We start from the raw sequence: 18,665 nt of genomic DNA on the forward strand, positions 1-18,665 counted from the left end.
AACCTTGCCCTAAGCCACCAGTGACTGTCGGATGGAGAACACCGTGCCCGCCCCCACCACCCCGCAAAACCTCGACGTCGCACTCATCGGGGGCGGCATCATGAGCGCCACCCTGGGCACGCTCGTCCACGAGCTCGAGCCCGAGTGGAGCATCGGCCTCTTCGAGAACCTGGACCAGGCCGGGCTGGAGTCCTCCGGGCCCTGGAACAACGCCGGCACCGGCCACTCCGCCCTGTGCGAGCTGAACTACACGCCCGCGTCCCCCGACGGCAGCGTCGATCCGACGAAGGCGATCGGCATCAACGAGCAGTGGCAGGTCTCGCGTCAGTTCTACGCGCACATGGTCGAGAAGGGGCTGATCGGTTCCCCGAAGTCCTTCATCAACGCCCTGCCGCACATGAGCTTCGTCATCGGCGACGGCCACGCCGACTACCTGCGGACGCGCTACGAGGCCCTGCGCTCCCAGCCGCTCTTCGAGTCGATCGAGCACACGGAGGACCTGGCGCGGATCGCCGAGTGGGCTCCCCTCGTCGCCGAGGGCCGGAACCCGAACACCCGCGTCGCCGCGTCGCGCGTCGCCGGCGGCACCGACGTCGACTTCGGTTCCCTGACCCGCCAGCTGACCAGCCACCTCGGCACCGCGGGCGCCGACCTGAACTTCGGCCACCGCGTCACGGACCTCGAGCGCTCCGGCTCCGGCTGGAAGCTCACGGTCAAGAACCGCGCGACCGGCGAGAAGCGGGAGGTGAACGCGAGGTTCGTCTTCGTCGGGGCCGGCGGCGGCGCGCTGTCGCTGCTCCAGGCGTCCGGCATTCCCGAGGCCAAGGGCTTCGGCGGATTCCCCGTCTCCGGCCAGTTCCTGCGGAACACCAACGAGGCCACGATCGCCCGGCACCACGCGAAGGTCTACGGCCAGGCGTCCGTCGGCGCCCCGCCGATGTCCGTTCCGCACCTGGACACGCGGTTCGTCGACGGCAAGCGCTCCCTGATGTTCGGCCCGTACGCGGGCTTCTCCACGAACTTCCTCAAGACGGGCTCGCTGCTGGACCTGCCGCTGTCCATCCGGGCCCACAACATCCTGCCGATGCTCGCCGTCGGCAAGGACAACCTCGACCTGACGAAGTACCTGGTCAAGGAGGTCCTCAAGTCGCGTTCGAAGAAGGACGAGGCGCTGGGCGAGTACGTCCCGAACGCGGAGGCGGGCGAATGGGAGCTCATCAGCGCCGGCCAGCGTGTGCAGGTCATCAAGAAGGACCCGAAGAAGGGCGGGGTGCTGCAGTTCGGCACCGAGGTCATCACGAGCGCCGACGGGACCATCTCCGGCCTGCTCGGCGCGTCCCCGGGCGCGTCGACGGCCGCACCCATCATGGTCGAGGTGCTCCGGCGCTGCTTCCCCCAGCGGTTCGCGGGCTGGGAGCCGAGGCTGACGGAGATCATTCCCAGCCACGGCACCGCGCTGAACTCGAACCCGGCGCTCCTCGCCGAGGTCACCGCCTCCACCAACAGGGTCCTTGAACTGGCCTAGCCTCCCGAAGGAGACCCCATGCACCGTCTGGCCGCGCTGTCACTCGGCAACCGGGCTCTGATCGCGCTGGTCACGGTGTTCGCCGCCGTGTTCGGCGTGATCACCATGGGCTCGCTCAAGCAGGAGCTCATCCCGTCACTGGAGTTCCCGCGGATCACCGTGGTTTCCGCGATGCAGGGGGCGTCCCCGGAGGTCGTCGACAAGCAGGTGAGCGAGCCGTTGGAAAGCGCGCTGCAGGCGGTCGAGGGGCTGGAGTCCTCCACCGCGACCTCCCGCACGGGCGTCTCCACGATCTCCCTGACCTTCGCGTACGGCACCGACCTCGACCGGGCGCGCAGCCAGGTGGACAGGGCGGTCGCCAACTCCCAGGCGATCCTGCCCGAGGATGTCGAGCCGTCGTCGTTCGCCGGGTCCATCTCCGACTTCCCGATCGTCTACCTCGCGGTCTCCGGCGGGGAGTCGCTCAACGCCCTCAAGTCCGACGTCGAACGCCTCGCCGTCCCGCAGTTGCGCAAGATCGAGGGCGTGCGAACCGTCGAGGTCACCGGCGGAGCGACGCAGCGGATCGCCGTCCTCCCGGACGAGGCGGCACTGGAGGATTCGGGGCTGACCGTCGCCGACCTCAGGACCGCCCTCGAGGAGAACTCCGGCTTGTTCCCGATCGGCTCCGTCGGCCAGGACGGACTGACCCTGCCCGTGCAGGCGGGGACCACCATCGCCTCGCTCGCGGACCTGCGGGGCATCCCCGTGGCCGGCGCGGACGGCGAGGCCACCCCGGGCGCCGGCCAGCCGACGGCCGGGGCGGCCGCGCAGCCCGGCGCACCCGCGGAGCGCGCGGTCCGCACCGTCGGCGACCTCGCCACCGTGGACATCGTGGACGACGAACCGACGTCGGTGACACGCACCAACGGCCTGCCGACCCTGGCCCTGTCGCTGACCAAGACGCCGGACGGCGACACCGTGGCCATCTCCCACCTCGTGGCGGAACAGCTGCCCGGCCTCACCGCCGAGCTCGGCGGGGACGTCCGGTTCACCACGGTCTTCGACCAGGCCCCGTTCATCGAGAAGTCCATCAAGGACCTGACCACCGAGGGCCTGCTGGGGCTGGGCTTCGCGGTCGTCATCATCCTGGTGTTCCTCCGCAGCGCCCGGGCCACACTGGTCACCGCCATCTCCATCCCCCTGTCCCTGCTCGTGACGTTCATCGGGCTGGGCGTCTCCGGCTACTCCCTCAACGTCCTGACGCTGGGGGCGCTCACCATCTCGATCGGCCGCGTCGTCGACGACTCGATCGTGGTGATCGAGAACATCAAGCGACACCTGGCCTACGGCGAAGAGAAGGGCGCGGCGATCCGAACGGCCGTGCGCGAGGTCGCGACCGCCGTGACGGCGGCGACGCTGACGACGGTCGCGGTCTTCGCGCCGGTCGCCTTCGTCGGCGGCCTGGCCGGCGAGCTGTTCCGCCCGTTCGCGCTGACGGTCACCGTCGCCCTGCTGGCCTCCCTGGTCGTGTCGCTCACCATTGTTCCCGTTCTGGCCTACTGGTTCCTGGGACGGACCCGGCCGGGCGCCGCCGACGCGGCGACGGCCGGGCGTGCCCGCGCGGCGGCCGAGGAGGCCGAGGAACGCTCGTGGCTGCAGCGCGGCTACCGCCCCGTCCTCGACTCGACCCAGCGCCACCCCGTCGTGACCCTGACGGGCGCCGGCCTCGTGCTGGCCGCGACCGCACTCATGGTGCCCCTGCTGCCGACCAACCTGCTGGGGTCGACGGGGCAGAACAGCTTCAGCGTGGACCAGCAGCTCCCGGCCGGGTCCTCGCTGGACACGACCCTGGCCGCCGCCGAGGGCGTGGAACAGGCGCTGCGCGGAACGCCAGGCGTCCTGGACGTCCAGCTCACCGCCGGCACCGCCACCGGCATCGCCTCGTTCGCCGGCGGGGGTTCGACCGATTCCGCGTCCTACACCGTCATCGCGGAGGCCGGCGCGGACCTCGAAGCCATCATCGACGACGCGCGCGCCCGGGTCGAAGCGGTCGACGCCGACGGTGACATCTCGTTCAGCACCCAGGGCGGCGGCTTCGGCGCCAGCTCCGACGTCTCGGTCCAGGTCTTCGCGCCGACCCCCGCGTTGCTGGAGGAGGCCGCCGACGACGTCCTCGCGGCCATGGACGGCATTCCCGGCTCGCGCGGGGCGGAGAGCGACCTCTCCGCGGCCCGTCCGCAGGTGTCCGTCACGGTCGACCCGGAGGAGGCCGCCCGGCTCGGCCTGTCCGACGAACAGGTCGGCGGCCTCGCCGCCGCGGCGCTCCAGCCCGTGCCGGCCGGAAGCGTCCGCCTCGGCTTCACGGACTTCCCGGTCAGCATCGGAGAGGGCGGCTCGGCGGAGACCGTCGAGGACCTGCGCCAGGTGGTGCTGCCGACCGCGAGCGGACCCGTCGCCCTCGGCGACGTCGCCACCGTGGAACTGACGGAGGCACCGGCGAGCATCTCCAGCAACAACGGCCAGCGCATCGCCACGGTGTCCATCACCCCCGGCGAGAACGACCTCGGCGGCGTGTCCACCGCGGTCGCGGAGCGGCTCGAGACGCTGGTCCTGCCGGAGGGCGCGACGGCCGAGCTGGGCGGTGCCGCCACCCAGCAGGCGGAGTCCTTCGAGCAGCTGTTCCTGGCCCTCTTGGCCGCCGTCGCGATCGTCTACGTCATCATGGTCGCGACGTTCAAGTCGCTGATCCAACCGCTGATCCTGCTGGTCTCGGTCCCGTTCGCGGCGACGGGCGCGATCGGGCTGTTGCTGCTCACCGGCGTCCCCCTGGGCCTGCCGTCCCTGATCGGCATGCTGATGCTCGTGGGCATCGTCGTGACCAATGCGATCGTGCTCATCGACCTCATCAACCAGTACCGGCACCCCGGCGGGCACTCCGCCGGCATGAGCCTGGACGACGCCATCCACCACGGCGCCCGGCAACGCCTGCGCCCGATCCTCATGACCGCCCTGGCCACGGTCTTCGCGCTCACCCCGCTGGCGCTGGGCCTCACCGGCGAGGGCGGCTTCATCTCCCAGCCCCTCGCCGTCGTCGTCATCGGCGGTCTGGTCTCCTCCACGGCGCTCACGCTGGTCCTCGTGCCGGTGCTCTACCGGCTGGTCGAGGGTCGGCGTGAGCGCCGGGCCGCCCGCCGCGCCGGGGACGGCCGCCCCGCGGCCGGGGCAGACCCGTACAGGACTCCCGCGGAAGGCTCGCCGGCGGGCGCGGCGCCCGCCCCCTCGGGCCGGCGCCGCGCGCGGGACGGCGAAGCGGCCGCGACGTCGGACGGCGGCGGCCCGCGCCGCAGCGACGACGACCTCGACCCCCTGGGCGCGGGCGCCCGCCCCTGAGCCGGCCGCGCTCCCCCGGGACGTCGGGGCGGGATGCCCGTCCCCCGTCCCGGGCGCGGGTCCTTCGCCGTCCCGCGCCATGCCCGCGCCACTGGGCGGACGGGTGTCCGACGTCACGCGCGTCCGGGGGAATCAATCCGCCGCCTCCCGCGCTTTTACATGCATATGCATTGAAATTCTGGCATGATGGTGTCAGGCAACCAGGAGGTACCCCATGCAGATCGGCGTCTTCAGCGTCAGCGACATCACCACCGACCCCACCACCGGACGCACCCCCACCGAGCACGAGCGCATCAAGGCCTCGGTGGCGATCGCCCGGAAGGTGGAGGAGATCGGCATGGACGTCTTCGCCATCGGAGAGCACCACAACCGCCCGTTCTTCTCGTCCTCCCCGACGACCCTGCTGGCCCACATCGCCGCGCAGACGGAGCGGATCATCCTCTCCACCGCCACCACCCTCATCACCACGAACGATCCGGTGAAGATCGCCGAGGACTACGCGATGCTTCAACACCTCTCGGACGGCCGCGTCGACCTGGTGCTGGGACGCGGCAACACCGCCCCGGTCTACCCGTGGTTCGGCAAGAGCAACCAGGACTCCGTGGAGCTGACGGTCGAGAACTACCACCTGCTCCGCCGCCTCTGGGACGAGGACACCGTCAACTGGAGCGGCAAGCACCGCACCCCGCTCCAGAACTTCACATCGACGCCGCGGCCGCTGGACGGCGTCGCGCCCTTCGTCTGGCACGGTTCGATCCGCACGCCGCAGGTCGCGGAGATCGCCGCCTACTACGGCGACGGGTTCTTCGCCAACAACATCTTCTGGCCCAAGGAGCACTACCAGCAGCTGATCGGACTCTACCGCGAGCGCTACGAGCACTACGGGCACGGACGGGCGGACCAGGCCGTCGTCGGCCTCGGCGGCCAGTTCTTCATGGCCCGGAACTCGCAGGACGCGGTCCGGGAATTCCGGCCGTACTTCGACAACGCGCCCGTCTACGGACACGGTCCGTCGATGGAGGACTTCACCGCGCAGACCCCGCTGACGGTCGGCAGCCCCCAGGAGGTGCTGGAGAAGACCCTGAGCTTCCAGGAGTACTTCGGCGACTACCACCGCCAGCTGTTCCTCATCGACCACGCCGGCCTGCCGCTGGCGACCGTGCTCCGGCAGCTGGACCTGTTCGGCGAGACCGTCCTGCCCGCCCTGCGGGAGGAGTACGCCAAGCGGAAGCCGGCCGACCACCCGGCCCCACCGACCCACGCCGGCCGCGTGGCCGCCCGGAAGGCCGCGCACGCGGCGGACACGACGGCGGCCGCGGCGCCGGCCGGCCGCGGGGCGCCCGCCGACCGCGAGGTGCACCATGCCTGACGAGGCCGCCTCGCTGCGGGAGGCCTCCGAGGCGTGGGAGGCGCTGTTCCGCTGCCAGGTGACCATCATGCGCCGCCTGCAGAAGCATCCCGCGTTCAAGGGCGTGAACATGCGCGAGTACGACGTGCTCTTCAACCTCAGCCGCTGCCCCAGCGGAGGCCTGCGGCTCGGCGACCTCAACGAGCACGTCCTGATGAGCCAGCCGAGCCTGAGCCGCATGGTCGAGCGGCTGGAGTCCAAGGGACTCGTGGAGCGGCGGCCGGACCCGTGCGACCAGCGCGCCGTTCGGCTGACCCTGACGGACCGCGGACGCGAGCTGCAGCGGAAGATCGGCAGGGAGCACGTCCGGCACATCCACGAGCTGCTCTCCCCCGCGCTCTCCCCGGAGCAGCTCCGGGAGCTCACAGCCCTGACCACGCGACTCGGCGGGGCCGTCGGCTCCTCTTAGGATGGAGGGATGAGCGCTACCCTCGTGGCCAAGGACCTCTCCGGAGGCCACGCCCACCGCACCCTCTTCTCCGGACTGAACCTGACCGTCGCCCCGGGCGACGTCGTCGGGGTCGTGGGCGCCAACGGCGCCGGCAAGTCCACGCTGCTGCGCCTGCTGGCCGGGGCGGACCGTCCGCAGCAGGGCAGCGTCTCGACGGCCCCCTCGGACGCCTTCGTGGGATGGCTCCCGCAGGAGCACGAACGGATCGAGGGCGAGACCGTCGCGGGGTACCTCGGCCGCCGCACCGGATGCTCCGAGGCCACCGCCGCCATGGAGGCCGCCGCGGAGGCGCTCGGAGCCGGCGCGCCCGGAGCCGACGACGCCTACGCGGACGCGCTGGACCACTGGCTGGCGTGCGGCGCCGCCGACCTCGACGAGCGGATCCCCCCGGTCCTCGGCGAACTCGGCCTCACCCTCGGGCCCGACGCGGCCATGACCGGGCTCTCGGGCGGCCAGGCGGCGCGCGTGGCGCTGGCCGCGCTCCTGCTCAGCCGCTTCGACCTCGTCCTGCTGGACGAGCCGACCAACGACCTCGACCTGGCCGGGCTCGAGCGGCTCGAGGGGTTCGTGCGCGGGCTGCGCGCCGGCGTCGTGCTGGTTTCCCACGACCGCGAGTTCCTGGCGCGCTGCGTGACCAAGGTGGTCGAGCTGGACCTCGCCCAGAACAAGGTCGCCCTGTACGACGGCGGCTACGACGCCTATCTCGCCGAGCGGGCCGTGGCGCGCCGCCACGCCCGGGAGGCATACGAGGAGTTCGCCGACAAGAAGTCCGACCTGGTCTCTCGGGCGCGGACCCAGCGCGAGTGGAGCAGCCAGGGCGTCCGCAACGCGATGAAGAAGAGCCCGGACAACGACAAGATCCGGCGCAAGGCCAGCACCGAGTCCTCGGAGAAGCAGGCCCAAAAGGTCCGCCAGATGGAGTCGAGGATTGCCCGCCTCGAGGAGGTGGAGGAGCCGCGCAAGGAGTGGGCCCTCCAGTTCAGCATCGGCGCGGCCCCGCGGTCCAGCTCCGTGGTCGCGACACTCAACGAGGCGACGCTGCGCCGCGGCGGCTTCGACTTCGGGCCCGCCTCGCTGCAGGTCAACGCCGGCGAACGGATCGGCATCACCGGCCCCAACGGGGCGGGCAAGACCACGCTGCTGCGCCTCCTGCTCGGGCACGAGTCCCCCGACGCCGGCAGCGCCAGCCTGGGCGCCAGTGTCGCCATCGGCGAGATCGACCAGGCCCGCACGGGACTCGACGAGGACCTGCCGCTCGGCGACGCGTTCTGCGGCGCCGTGCCGGAGCTCAATCCGGCCGAGGCTCGGACGCTGCTGGCCAAGTTCGGGCTCAAGGCCGACCAGGTCTCCAGCGCGGTGGGGCGCCTTTCCCCGGGCGAGCGGACGCGCGCGGCGCTGGCCCTCCTGCAGGCCCGGGGCGTGAACCTGCTGGTCCTCGACGAGCCGACCAACCACCTCGACCTGCCCGCGATCGAGCAGCTGGAGGAGGCGCTGGAAAGCTACGACGGGGCCCTGCTTCTGGTCTCGCACGACCGCCGGCTGCTCGGCAACGTCCGGCTCGACCAGCGCTGGCACGTCGTGGACGGCGTGCCGTCCGTCCTCTGACGCCGCCGGACCCCCGCTAGGCCAGCTCGACGAGCACGTCGGCGCCGGGGTCGGCGAGCTCCTCGTCGCACGCGGCGTCGACCTTCAGCTCCCGGAGCGTCAGCGATCCGCCGACCGTCGACAGGAACGCGGTGTCCGAGGAGTCGGCGCCCGTGGCGATGCGCAGCAGGCCCTGGCGCGGGGCCAGCCCCGTGGCGTCCACGACGACCCAGCGCCCGTCGACGTACGCCTCGACGACGGCGTGGAAATCCATCGGCCGCAGGCCCGGCGCGTAGGCGGAGGCCAGGCGCGCGGGCACGTCCTTGGCGCGCAGCAGCGCGACCACCAGGTGGGCGAAGTCGCGGCAGACACCGCGTCGCGCCAGCAGCGTGTCGACGGAGCCGTCGCTGCCGCGCGAGGAACCGGACACGTAGGCCAGCTCCGCGCCGACCCACGTGCGGACCGCGACGACCAGCTCCTCCCCCCGCAGGGAACCGAAGTGCGCGTACGACGTCGGGAGCAGCTTGTCCGATTCGCAGTAGCGCGAGGGCCGCACGTAGCGGATCAGGTCCGCCGCGTCGACCGGGGCGGGCCGCGCCAGGCCCGCGACCTCGGCGCGGTATTCCAGCACGACGTCGGCCGCCTCGGCGGTGTCGACCACGTGGAAACGGCCCCCGTGGTGGTCGGCGATCTCCTCGGGTTCGACCGGGCGCCCGTCGACGGTCACGGCGAGTTCCTCGGCGAACGCCTCGTAGCCGGGGTCGCGGACGGCCGCGACGGCGAAGACCAGGCGCGTTCCGGCGTTGGCGCGCGCGGCGATCCGCGTGGAGGCGGTGCGTTTCATGATGCGGGTCCGTTCGGGGGTCGGGGCGGGGGCGGCACGGGCCGGCCGGGACACGCGTCCCAGCGTAGTGCCTCGCGCGCCGAGGGCCCCGCGCGCGACGCGCGAATCGCCGTTCAGCCGCCGGCGACCGCGCGCACCGCGGCGACGACGCCCCGGGCCGCCGTGGTCAACTCGGCCTCCTTGACCCCGCGGCCGAAGCTCAGCCGGACCGCGGTCAGCGCCGTGTCCGGGTCGTAGCCCATGGCCAGCAGCACGGTCGAGGGCTCGTCCGAGCCGGCGTGGCAGGCGGAGCCCGAGGAGCAGACGACGCCGCGGCGCTCGAGTTCGAGCAGCACCGCCTCGCCGGAGGTGCCGGGGAAGCAAAAGGACACGATCCCCGGGACGCGGCGCTCCGGGTCGCCGGTCGGGACCGGGACGGCCGCGCCGCCGTCGCCGCGCAGGCCATCGACGATGGCGCGGGTCAGGTACGCGCCGTAGCCCTCCTGCGGCCCACCGGCGGCGACGGCCTCCGCGGCCAGGCGCAGCGCGACGGCCGTGGACACCGCGCCGGCGACGTTCTCCGTGCCGCTGCGCCGGCCACGCTCCTGGCCCCCGCCGTGCAGCACCGGCTCGGCCTCGAGGCGGCCGCGGAGCATGAGCAGCCCGGCTCCCTTGAGCCCGCCGATCTTGTGCCCGGAGAGGCTCAGGGCGTCGGAGACGGCCGCCAGCGGCCGCAGGTCCAGCCACCCGGCGGCCTGCACCGCGTCGGTGTGGAAGAGCGCGCCCACGGCGCGGGCGGCCGCGGCCGCCTCCGCGACGGGTTGGATGGTGCCCACCTCGTTGTTCACGGCCATGACGCTGACCAGCGTGGTGTCGGGGCGCAGGAGCCCGCGCAGGGCGTCGGGGTCGATCCGCCCGGCACGGTCCACCGGGACCACGTCGACCGCGAAGCCGTGGTGCCGGGCGAGGTAGTCCGCGCTGGCGCGGACGGACGAGTGTTCGACGGCGCTCGTGACCAGGTGCCGGCCGCGCGGGGCGGCCAGGGCGAGCCCCTTGAGCGCCAGGTTGTTCGACTCGGTTCCCCCGGAGGTGAAGACGATGTCACCGGTCCGCACGCCCAGCACCCCGGCCGCGGTGTCCCGCGCGTAGTCCAGCGCCCGGGCCGCGGCCTCCCCGACCGTGTGGCGGCTCGAGGGGTTTCCGTATTCGGTGGTCAGCAGCGGCCAGACGAGGTCGAGGACCTCCGGACGCACCGGGGTGGTCGCCGCGGCGTCGAGGTAGATCACGGCGCGGACCCGTCGGCGCGGAAGTCCAGGCCGAGGTCCAGCGCGCGGACGCCGTGCGTGAGCGCCCCCGAGGAGATCACGTCGACCCCGGTGGCCGCGATCGCCGCGACCGTCTCGGGACGCACGTTCCCGGACGCCTCCACCAGGCAGCGGCCGCCCACCCGCCGCACGCCCTCCGCCAGGTCCTCGAGCCCGAAGTTGTCCAGCATGACGGTGTCCACTCCGGCCGCGACGACGGCCTCGAGCTGGTCCAGCCGGTCGATCTCCACCTCGAAGTGGACGGTGTGTCCGAGCCGGGCGCGGGCGGCCCGGAGAGAGGCGGTGAGCCCGCTGCCCGTGCCGAGGAGGGCCAGGTGGTTGTCCTTGGCCATGACGGCGTCGGAGAGGGAGTCCCGGTGGTTGAAGCCGCCCCCGCAGCGCACGGCGTAGCGTTCCAGTGCCCGGAGCCCCGGCGTCGTCTTGCGCGTGTCGGCGATCCGCGCCCCAGTGCCGGCGGCCGCGTCGACGTGGGCGCGCGTGGCCGTGGCGATGCCGCTGAGCCGCTGCAGGAGGTTCAGGGCCACGCGTTCCGCGGCGAGCACGGCGCGCGCGTTGCCGGCGACGGTCGCCAACGTGGCGCCGGCGGCGAACCGGTCGCCGTCCGCCACCAGCGGAAGCACCTCCAACGCGGGATCCGTCTGGACCATGGCCTCGCGGAACACCGCCAGCCCCGCGCACACGCCGGGTTCGCGCGCCACGACGTCCGCCCGCGCGGTCGCGTCGGCGGGAATGAGGACCGACCCGGTCAGGTCCCCCGACGGTGCGTCCTCGGCGAGCGCGGCGGCCACGACGCGCTCGATCACGCGGGCCGGCGGCGGCCAGGTCGCGCCGTCGGACCCGTGCGGGGACGTCGGGGGCGCCGGGGTCGGGGATTCGGGCGTCGGCCGGACGCGCGGCGAGGCGGGTGCCGGTGCGGGGGCGGGCGGGTGGCTGGGGACCATGTGGTCAGCTTCCTGTCTTGACGAGGCCGCGGCGGGCGAACCTGGGCCGGGCGGGGATGTGGTCGTGGGCCGGGCTGGCCCAGGGTGCGGGTGGCAGCGGGAAGTCCGTGCGGTGGTGGGCGCCCAGCGAGTCGGTCCGGGCGAGCGCCGCCGCCGCGACGACGCGGCCGAGCGTGAGCAGGTTCGCGAGCTCGTGGCCGGCGCGCCCGACTGGCGGCGCACCCCACTGCGCGAGCTGCTTCGCGGCGACCTCCAACTGGCCGGCCTCCCGTTCGACGGCGAGCGCGCTCCCCGTGACGCCGTGCAGCGCGGCGAGGTCGGCCGGCTGCTCGCCGGGCGCGGTGTCGAGCCCGGTGACCGACGCCAGCCCGTGGGCCGCGGTCGGCCCGCCGGCTTCGCCCGCCTCCTCGTCGCCCGGTGGGACGGTCCCGGAACCCGTCCCGGAACCCGTCCCGGCCGACAGGCCCTGCACGGCCGCCCACCCGTAGACGAGGCCCTCCAGCAGGGAGTTGGAGGCGAGCCGGTTGGCGCCGTGGACTCCCGTGCAGGCGGTCTCCCCCGCGGCGAGCAGGCCGGGCACGGTGGTCCTCCCGAAGGCGTCGGCGGCGACACCGCCCATCCAGTAGTGGGCGGCCTCGGCCACGGGGACGGGCCGCGCGGCCAGGTCGTGGCCCAGCTCGGCGAGCCGGGCGGTGATGGCGGGGAACCTGCGGGCGAGGAAGCCCGCGCCGCGCGAGCGCTCCACCGCGGTGGCGTCGAGGTACACGGCGCCCGTCTCGGCGCGCGCGCGGTGGATGGCGCGGGCGACGACGTCCCGCGGGGCCAGCTCGGCGTCCGGGTGCACCGCGGGCATGAACCGGACGCCGTGGCCGTCGAGCAGCACGGCCCCCTCGCCGCGCACCGCCTCGGAGACCATGAACGGTCCCTCGGGGACCAGCGTGGGGTGGAACTGGACGAACTCGGCGTCGGCGATGACCGCCCCGGCCTCCCAGGCCAGGGCGGCGCCGTCGCCGGTCGCGCCGGCCGGGTTGGTCGTCGACGGATACAGCCGGCCGATCCCCCCGGTGGCGAGCAGCACGGCGTCCGCCCCCACGGTCCGGCGGGCGTGCGGGGCGCGGGACCCGGCGAGCACGCGCGCGCCCGTTACGCGACCGGCGTCGAGCACGAGCGACTCGACAAACGACTCCTCGTCGATGGCCAGGCGACCCTCGGACTCGAGCCGCCGGCACGCGGCGATCAGGCTGCGGGCGATCGCCCGGCCCGTGGCGTCGCCGCCGGCCCGCAGGATGCGCGGGTGGGTGTGCGCGCCCTCGAGCCCCAGGAGGAAGGCGGGCGAGCGGTCCGGGAGCCGGCCGTCGGCGTCGAACGCCGCGCCCAGCGCCGCGAGCCGCTCCACGTGCGCCCACGCGCCGCCGCAGAGCGCGCGCACCGCCCGCGGGTCGTTCAGGCGCGCCCCCGCGCGCAGGGTGTCCTCGACGTGCGCGTCGACCGTGTCCCCGGCCGCGGCGCCGCCGGGCCCGACGGCGGACAGCCCGCCCTGCGCGTACCAGGTGTTGGAATCGGCGAGCAGGTCCTTGGTCAGCAGCCGCACCTCATGCCCGCGCTCCGCGGCCACGACGGCCGCGTACAGCCCGGCGATCCCGGACCCGACCACCAACAGCGAGGCCGGCGCAGTCACGGCCGCGCCGCCAGCATGCGTTCGAGGGCGGTCCGCGCGTCCACCGCGGTCCCCGGCGCGACGGAGATCCGGTTGACCACCCGGCCCGCGACGAGCTCCTCCAGCACCCAGGCAAGATACCCGGGGTGGATCCGGTACATCGTGGAGCAGGGGCAGACGACGGGGTCCAGGCAGAAGATGGTGTGCTCCGGATGTTGGGCCGCGAGGCGGTTAACCATGTTGACCTCGGTGCCGATCGCGAAGGTGGAGCCCGGGTGCGCGGCGGCCACGGCCTTCTGGATGAAGTCGGTCGATCCGGCGGCGTCCGCCGCGTCCACGACCTCCATGGGGCACTCCGGGTGCACGATGACCCGCACGTCCGGATGTTCGGCCCGCGCCCGCTCGATCTGCGGGACGCTGAAGCGCTTGTGCACGGAGCAGAAGCCGTGCCACAGGATCACGCGCGCGTCGGCAAGCTCCGCGGGGGTGTTGCCCCCCAGCGCCTTGCGCGGCCTCCAGAGGGGCATCAGCTCCAGCGGGACGCCCATGGCCTTCGCCGTGTTGCGCCCCAGGTGCTGGTCCGGGAAGAAGAGCACGCGCTGGCCGCGGGCGAAGGCCCACTCCAGCACGGTCGCTGCGTTGGAGGACGTGCAGACGATCCCCCCGTTGCGCCCGACGAAGGCCTTGAGCGCGGCCGAGCTGTTCATGTACGTCACGGGGATCACCGGGACGCGGCCGTCGGCGTCCGGGGCGGTGCCGTAGAGCTCTTGCAGCTGCTCCCAGCACTCCGCCACCGAGGACTCGTCGGCCATGTCGGCCATCGAGCACCCGGCCGCGAGGTTCGGCAGGACCACGGCCTGGTCGTCCCGCGACAGGATGTCCGCGGTCTCGGCCATGAAGTGCACGCCACAGAACACGATGTACTCGGCCCGGTCGCGGGTCAGTGCCGCGTTGGCCAGCTGGAACGAGTCGCCGACGAAGTCCGCGTGCCGAACCACCTCGTCGCGCTGGTAGAAGTGCCCAAGGACCACCACCCGGTCGCCGAGGGTCCGCTTCGCGGCCAGGATGCGGTCCTCCAGCTCCCCGTCGGTCGCCGTCCGGTACTCGGCCGGGATCTCGCCCTGCCGCGGGGTGGCCGGCGGGGCGGCGTCGAACATGGAGGACCCCGGGCCGTAGGAAGGGGCCCCGGCGTCGAAATGCCACGGGGCCTTGGCCAGGTCCGTGGTGCAGGTGGAGCCCGGGGAGCTGCCGAGGGTCAGGCGCTGGATGGTCGAATCGACGCTGCTCATGCTGGTTTCCTGTTTCTGACGGTGTGGAGTGGGGAGTCCTGGCCGCCGGACGGCGGGGCGCCCCGCGCGGGGGACGCAGACGGCGGGAGTGCCGTGGACGGGTCCCGGGCCACGGACGGCTCGGGACCCGGGGTCGGTTCCGGGGTGGGTTCCGGTTCCGGTTCCGGGGTGAGTTCCGGTTCCGGGGTGAGTTCCGTGGCCGGTGGCGGTGCCGGATTCCCGGCCGGTGGCGGATGAACCGTCCCCCACGACGGATCCGACGTGCCGGAGGGCGGCCCGGAGTAGCGGTAAAGCCGCGGGGGCCGGTGCCTGGCGCCGAGGAGGTACTCGTCCGTCGGCTCGATGTCCGTGGCCCCGCGCAGCTGCCGCCGGAAGTTGGCCGGATCGAGCCGCCGTCCCAGCACCGCCTCGTAGACCTCCCGGACCTGGCCCAGGGTGAAGCGCTCGCCGAGGAACCGGTGGGCGATGGAACCGTACGCCACCTTGTTGCGCAGCCTCCAGAGGGCGTAGCGGACGATTTCGGCGTGGTCGAAGGCCAGCCCGTCCTGCACGGCGGGATCCTCCGCGGCGTACCAGGCGATGTTCGGGTCCTCCCGCAGGACGGACGTGGGGTCCCCGGACGCCGCGTCCGCGCCGGCCGCGTCCTCCTCGCGCACGAGCGCCCAGTAGACGATCGAGACGACGCGCCGGGTCGGAGAGCGGTCGAGTCCGCCGAACGCGTAGAGCTGCTCGAGGTAGCGCGGAACGAGCCCCGTGGTGGCGCGCAGGTTCAGGGCCGCGGCGTCCTGGAGGGTCTGGCGGGCGCCGAGCGGACCGCCGGGCAGCGCCCACCTCCCCCGGTACGGTTCGCGCGTTCGGCGCACGAGCGGCAGCCACAGCGTCTTGCGGCCGGTCGCCGCGTCGTCGCGCAGGGCGAAGATGACCGTGGAGACGGCCAGTTCGGGGCTGAGCTCCCTGCGCTCGGAGACGTTCGCGAACTCCATGCCTGCCTTTTCCTCCCCCGCCGCCCGCTGGTGCCCAAGATAATGTCACATTGACCTTAAGTGAGGATACGCCGCGTCGCCCGCGGCCACAACTGTTGCGCCGCGCGGCCCGGCCGGCCGGACCATCGCGGAGGCGCGGCGGTTCGCAGCGGTTCGCGGCGGTGGGCCGGCGGCGGGTTAGGCCCCGGCGGCGGCCCGCGCCAGCGGCAGGGCCCGCAGGGGAATCGGCGTGTTGAGCACCACCAGCGACGAGGACCGCAGGACCGTCCCGGTTGCGATCACCGCGTCCAGCACCCGCTGGAGGTCCGCGTTGGAGCGGGCGACGACGCACGCGAGCAGGTCGCTCTCCCCCGACACGGTGTGCAGCTCCAGAACCTCGGGAATGGCGGAAAGCGCCTCCGCGACGGCGTCGTGCCCGGCGTCCTGGCGGATCACCAGCGAGCAGTACGCGCGCACCGGGAACCCCAGGCCCTCGGCCGAGAGGTGCGGCCCCCAGCCGGTGACGACGCGCTCGCGCCGCATCCTGTCCAGCCGGGCCTGCACGGTGGCCCGCGCCACGCCCAGCTCCCGCGAGGCCTCCAGCACGGACATCCGCGGATCCCCGGAGAACGCCTCGAGGATCCTGCCGTCCAGAGCATCCAATCGCACCATTCCACTCCGTTCCGTCATGTGACAATTTGTCTAGCCGATCATCCACATCCTGCCACCAAGGGCGCAGATTGCCGAGCACTGGCTGACCAGATTGCGCAGAATCGGGCCAGTGACTACGGTCACCTGAACGCCTGTGCGCGTCGGCGGTGCCTCGGGGGGCCGCCGAACGCGCCGGCACCGACCACCCGCAACGAAGGAGCAGCCGCATGGGCACCGCACCCCGCTTGGAACCTGACGCCGCCGAGCTCTCGCCGGACGAGCTGAAGGCCCTCCACGGCCTCATGGTCCAGGTCCGGCATCTCGACGCCTCGGCCATCGCCTGGCAGCGACAGGGCATCATCCCCGGCTACGCGCCGGAACTCGGCCAAGAGGCCGCGCAGGTCGGCAGCGCGTACGCGCTGGACTTCGCCCGCGACTTCGCCTTTCCCACGTACCGCGAAATGGGCGTCGCCCTGGCCGCCGGGGTGGACATGGTGGAGTACATGTCCACGCACAAGGCCACCTGGCACGGCGGCCTCTACAACCCCGCCGAGACGCACATCGCCCCGATCCAGGCGGTCGTCGCCGGCTCGGTGCTCCACGCCGTCGGCTGGGCGCACGGGCAACGGCTCGACGGGAAGGACGGCGTCGCGATCACCTACTTCGGCGACGGAGCCAGCTCCCAGGGCGATGTCCACGAGGCGATGAACTTCGCCGCCGTGATGAACGCCCCGGTCGTCTTCTTCACGCAGAACAACGGCTGGGCGATCTCCGTGCCCACCGAGCGCCAGGTCGCCGGCGGCTCCGTCGCCGCGCGCGGCGCCGCCTACGACATCCCCGCGCTCCAAGTGGACGGGAACGACGTCGTCGCGGTCGTGCGGGCCGTGCGTGCTGCCGCCGCCCACGGACGCGCCGGCAAGGGACCGGCGATCGTGGAGGCCATGACCTACCGCCGCGGGCCGCACTCCACCTCGGACGACCCGGGCCGGTACCGCACGCTCGAGGACGAGCGCCGCGACGCCGGCGAGGACCCGGTCGCAAGGCTCGAGTCCCGGCTGCTGGCCGAGGGCGTGCTGACCCCCGGGGACGTAGCCGCCGCGAAAGCCACCGCCGCCGAGCTCGAGGAGCGCGTGCGCCTGGGCGTCCAGGCGCTTGGACCCCGGCCCGGCTCCGAGATGTTCGACTTCGTCTTCCAGCAGCCCACCGCGGCGCTGAAGGAACAGGCGGCCAACTGGCGCGAGGAGTCCGAGCATGTCTAACCCGACGACCGACACGATGGAGGCAGCCGCCATGGACCCGCGCCCGAAGAACGCCGCCAACCTCGCCCCCGGGGACGACTCGGTCTCGGCCGCGCAGCCCGCGGCCCCGGGCACGGGCACCGAGCTGTCGATGCAGAAGGCGCTCAACCGCGCCCTCGACGAGACGCTGGCCACCGATCCGCGCGCCATGGTCTTCGGCGAGGACGTGGGCGCCCTCGGCGGTGTCTTCCGCATCACCGACGGGCTGCAGGCCCGGCACGGGGCCGACCGCGTCTACGACACCCCGCTGGCCGAGTCGGGCATCCTCGGGCTCGCGGTCGGGCTGGCGATGGCCGGCTTCCACCCGGTCCCCGAGGTCCAGTTCGACGGCTTCGCCTACCCCGCGGTCAACCAGATCGTGTGCCAGCTGGGCCGGATGAACTACCGCAGCCGCGGCACCCTGCCCATGCCGGTCACGCTGCGCGTCCCCAGCTTCGGCGGCATCCGCGCCCCCGAACACCACGGGGAGTCGCTGGAGTCCCTGTTCGCCCACGTCCCGGGGCTGAAGGTTGTGTCGCCGTCGAACCCGCACCAGGCGTACCACCTGCTCAAGGCAGCCATCGCCATGCCGGACCCCGTGATCTTCATGGAGCCGAAGTCGCGCTACTGGCAGAAGGGGGAGGTCGACCTCGAACGCGCGGGGTCGCTCGAGGGGTCCGTGGTGGCGCGCGAGGGCCGGCACCTGACGCTCGTCGCGTGGGGCGCCATGGTGGCGCGCTGCCTGCAGGTCGCGGAGCTCGCGGCGGAGGACGGCATCGACATCGAGGTGCTCGACCTGCGCTGGCTCAAGCCCATCGACGCGGACGGTCTGGCGGCGTCGGTGTCCAAGACGCGCCGCGCCGTCGTCGTGCACGAGGCCCCGCAGACCGCGGGCCTCGGCGCCGAGGTGGCCCAGCTGATCACGGAGCGCTGCTTCGGCACGCTGCGGGCGCCCGTTGAGCGCGTGACCGGATTCGACGTACCGTATCCCTCAGGCGATCTCGAGGACGAGTACATCCCGAACATCGACCGCATCCTGTTCGGCATTCAACGAGTATTGGAGTACCGCCGTGGCTGAGCTTTCCTTCCCGCTTCCGGACCTGGGCGAGGGCCTGATCGAAGCCACCATCCTGGAGTGGCTGGTCGCCGAGGGCGACCAGGTCGAACGCAACCAGCCGCTCGTCGAGGTCGAGACCACCAAGAGCGCGCTGGAGTTGCCCAGCCCGCAGGCCGGCAAGGTCGTGCGCACGCACGGCGGCCCGGGCGACACCATCGAAGTCGGGGAGACGCTGATCGTCTTCGAGGTCCCCGACGACACCGCGGGCATCGTCGGCACGGTGCCGCAGGAGTCGGCGCCCAAGCGCCGCGTCCGGCTGAGCGCGAACCTGGACGAGGACTAG

14 protein-coding genes and 1 pseudogene are annotated in these 18,665 nt (G+C 73.1%); 8 read left to right on the top strand and 7 right to left on the bottom strand.

The window, feature by feature from the left end:
- Window positions 1–31: 31 nt before the first annotated feature.
- From ACETWP_RS01090 to ACETWP_RS01110, 5 genes are all read left to right on the top strand, one after another.
- Window positions 32–1,525, top strand: a complete 1,494-nt coding sequence (locus ACETWP_RS01090; RefSeq protein WP_373970337.1) for a malate:quinone oxidoreductase — start codon at window positions 32–34, stop codon at window positions 1,523–1,525.
- A gap of 18 nt (window positions 1,526–1,543) precedes the next feature.
- Window positions 1,544–4,897 carry an efflux RND transporter permease subunit gene (locus tag ACETWP_RS01095; protein WP_373970338.1) on the top strand — a complete coding sequence of 1,118 codons (3,354 nt, stop codon included), beginning with the start codon at window positions 1,544–1,546 and terminating at the stop codon, window positions 4,895–4,897.
- Between the two features lie 214 nt (window positions 4,898–5,111).
- The gene (locus ACETWP_RS01100; RefSeq protein WP_373970339.1) at window positions 5,112–6,266 is read left to right on the top strand and encodes an LLM class flavin-dependent oxidoreductase; all 1,155 of its coding nucleotides are present in this window, start codon (window positions 5,112–5,114) and stop codon (window positions 6,264–6,266) included.
- On the top strand, window positions 6,259–6,714 hold the full coding sequence (locus tag ACETWP_RS01105) for a MarR family winged helix-turn-helix transcriptional regulator (RefSeq protein WP_373970340.1): 456 nt from the start codon (window positions 6,259–6,261) through the stop codon (window positions 6,712–6,714). The genes ACETWP_RS01100 and ACETWP_RS01105 overlap by 8 nt, the downstream gene beginning before the upstream one ends.
- A gap of 9 nt (window positions 6,715–6,723) precedes the next feature.
- Window positions 6,724–8,361 carry an ABC-F family ATP-binding cassette domain-containing protein gene (locus tag ACETWP_RS01110; protein ID WP_373970341.1) on the top strand — a complete coding sequence of 546 codons (1,638 nt, stop codon included), beginning with the start codon at window positions 6,724–6,726 and terminating at the stop codon, window positions 8,359–8,361.
- Between the two features lie 16 nt (window positions 8,362–8,377).
- Here the strand turns inward: ACETWP_RS01110 and ACETWP_RS01115 are convergent, their stop codons facing one another.
- The 7 genes and pseudogenes from ACETWP_RS01115 to ACETWP_RS01145 all read right to left on the bottom strand — a co-directional run bounded on the left by ACETWP_RS01115 (window position 8,378) and on the right by ACETWP_RS01145 (window position 16,009).
- Window positions 8,378–9,184: a transglutaminase-like domain-containing protein gene (locus tag ACETWP_RS01115; RefSeq protein WP_373970342.1), complete on the bottom strand. Its 807-nt coding sequence runs from the start codon at window positions 9,182–9,184 to the stop codon at window positions 8,378–8,380.
- A gap of 113 nt (window positions 9,185–9,297) precedes the next feature.
- A complete protein-coding gene (locus tag ACETWP_RS01120) occupies window positions 9,298–10,449 on the bottom strand; it encodes a cysteine desulfurase family protein (protein ID WP_373970343.1) in 1,152 nt (383 codons plus the stop codon).
- Window positions 10,446–11,429 carry a carboxylating nicotinate-nucleotide diphosphorylase gene (nadC, locus tag ACETWP_RS01125; protein ID WP_373970344.1) on the bottom strand — a complete coding sequence of 328 codons (984 nt, stop codon included), beginning with the start codon at window positions 11,427–11,429 and terminating at the stop codon, window positions 10,446–10,448. The genes ACETWP_RS01120 and nadC overlap by 4 nt, the downstream gene beginning before the upstream one ends.
- Before the next feature lie 4 nt (window positions 11,430–11,433).
- Window positions 11,434–13,107, bottom strand: coding sequence for an L-aspartate oxidase (locus ACETWP_RS01130; RefSeq protein WP_373970345.1), 1,674 nt, complete (start codon window positions 13,105–13,107; stop codon window positions 11,434–11,436).
- On the bottom strand, window positions 13,104–14,375 hold the full coding sequence (nadA, locus tag ACETWP_RS01135) for a quinolinate synthase NadA (protein WP_373970346.1): 1,272 nt from the start codon (window positions 14,373–14,375) through the stop codon (window positions 13,104–13,106). The genes ACETWP_RS01130 and nadA overlap by 4 nt, the downstream gene beginning before the upstream one ends.
- Before the next feature lie 269 nt (window positions 14,376–14,644).
- Window positions 14,645–15,358 (bottom strand): annotated as a pseudogene (locus ACETWP_RS01140) (NUDIX hydrolase); the annotation flags it as partial.
- A gap of 177 nt (window positions 15,359–15,535) precedes the next feature.
- Complete coding sequence (locus ACETWP_RS01145) at window positions 15,536–16,009, bottom strand: Lrp/AsnC family transcriptional regulator (protein ID WP_373970347.1); 474 nt, start codon at window positions 16,007–16,009, stop codon at window positions 15,536–15,538.
- Between the two features lie 206 nt (window positions 16,010–16,215).
- On the opposite strand from ACETWP_RS01145, the gene ACETWP_RS01150 reads away from it, so the two are divergent.
- The 3 genes from ACETWP_RS01150 to ACETWP_RS01160 all read left to right on the top strand — a co-directional run bounded on the left by ACETWP_RS01150 (window position 16,216) and on the right by ACETWP_RS01160 (window position 18,665).
- A complete protein-coding gene (locus ACETWP_RS01150; protein ID WP_373970348.1) occupies window positions 16,216–17,247 on the top strand; it encodes a thiamine pyrophosphate-dependent enzyme in 1,032 nt (343 codons plus the stop codon).
- A gap of 130 nt (window positions 17,248–17,377) precedes the next feature.
- Window positions 17,378–18,343 (top strand): alpha-ketoacid dehydrogenase subunit beta, encoded by a 966-nt coding sequence (locus ACETWP_RS01155; RefSeq protein WP_373970573.1) that lies wholly within the window; start codon window positions 17,378–17,380, stop codon window positions 18,341–18,343.
- Window positions 18,336–18,665 carry a biotin/lipoyl-containing protein gene (locus ACETWP_RS01160; RefSeq protein WP_373970349.1) on the top strand — a complete coding sequence of 110 codons (330 nt, stop codon included), beginning with the start codon at window positions 18,336–18,338 and terminating at the stop codon, window positions 18,663–18,665. The genes ACETWP_RS01155 and ACETWP_RS01160 overlap by 8 nt, the downstream gene beginning before the upstream one ends.

Source organism: Arthrobacter halodurans (assembly GCF_041877255.1).
In the GTDB taxonomy this organism is placed as follows: Bacteria; Actinomycetota; Actinomycetes; order Actinomycetales; family Micrococcaceae; genus Arthrobacter_N; species Arthrobacter_N halodurans.

What these genes read in the sequence shown, in the direction of transcription:
- nadC (WP_373970344.1), bottom strand. Translation starts at nt 11,429, where the DNA reads ATGGTCCCCAGCCACCCGCCCGCCCCCGCACCGGCACCCGCCTCGCCG.
- ACETWP_RS01105 (WP_373970340.1), top strand. Translation starts at nt 6,259, where the DNA reads ATGCCTGACGAGGCCGCCTCGCTGCGGGAGGCCTCCGAGGCGTGGGAG.
- nadA (WP_373970346.1), bottom strand. Translation starts at nt 14,375, where the DNA reads ATGAGCAGCGTCGATTCGACCATCCAGCGCCTGACCCTCGGCAGCTCC.
- ACETWP_RS01090 (WP_373970337.1), top strand. Translation starts at nt 32, where the DNA reads ATGGAGAACACCGTGCCCGCCCCCACCACCCCGCAAAACCTCGACGTC.
- ACETWP_RS01115 (WP_373970342.1), bottom strand. Translation starts at nt 9,184, where the DNA reads ATGAAACGCACCGCCTCCACGCGGATCGCCGCGCGCGCCAACGCCGGA.
- ACETWP_RS01145 (WP_373970347.1), bottom strand. Translation starts at nt 16,009, where the DNA reads ATGGTGCGATTGGATGCTCTGGACGGCAGGATCCTCGAGGCGTTCTCC.
- ACETWP_RS01110 (WP_373970341.1), top strand. Translation starts at nt 6,724, where the DNA reads ATGAGCGCTACCCTCGTGGCCAAGGACCTCTCCGGAGGCCACGCCCAC.
- ACETWP_RS01095 (WP_373970338.1), top strand. Translation starts at nt 1,544, where the DNA reads ATGCACCGTCTGGCCGCGCTGTCACTCGGCAACCGGGCTCTGATCGCG.
- ACETWP_RS01155 (WP_373970573.1), top strand. Translation starts at nt 17,378, where the DNA reads ATGCAGAAGGCGCTCAACCGCGCCCTCGACGAGACGCTGGCCACCGAT.
- ACETWP_RS01150 (WP_373970348.1), top strand. Translation starts at nt 16,216, where the DNA reads ATGGGCACCGCACCCCGCTTGGAACCTGACGCCGCCGAGCTCTCGCCG.
- ACETWP_RS01100 (WP_373970339.1), top strand. Translation starts at nt 5,112, where the DNA reads ATGCAGATCGGCGTCTTCAGCGTCAGCGACATCACCACCGACCCCACC.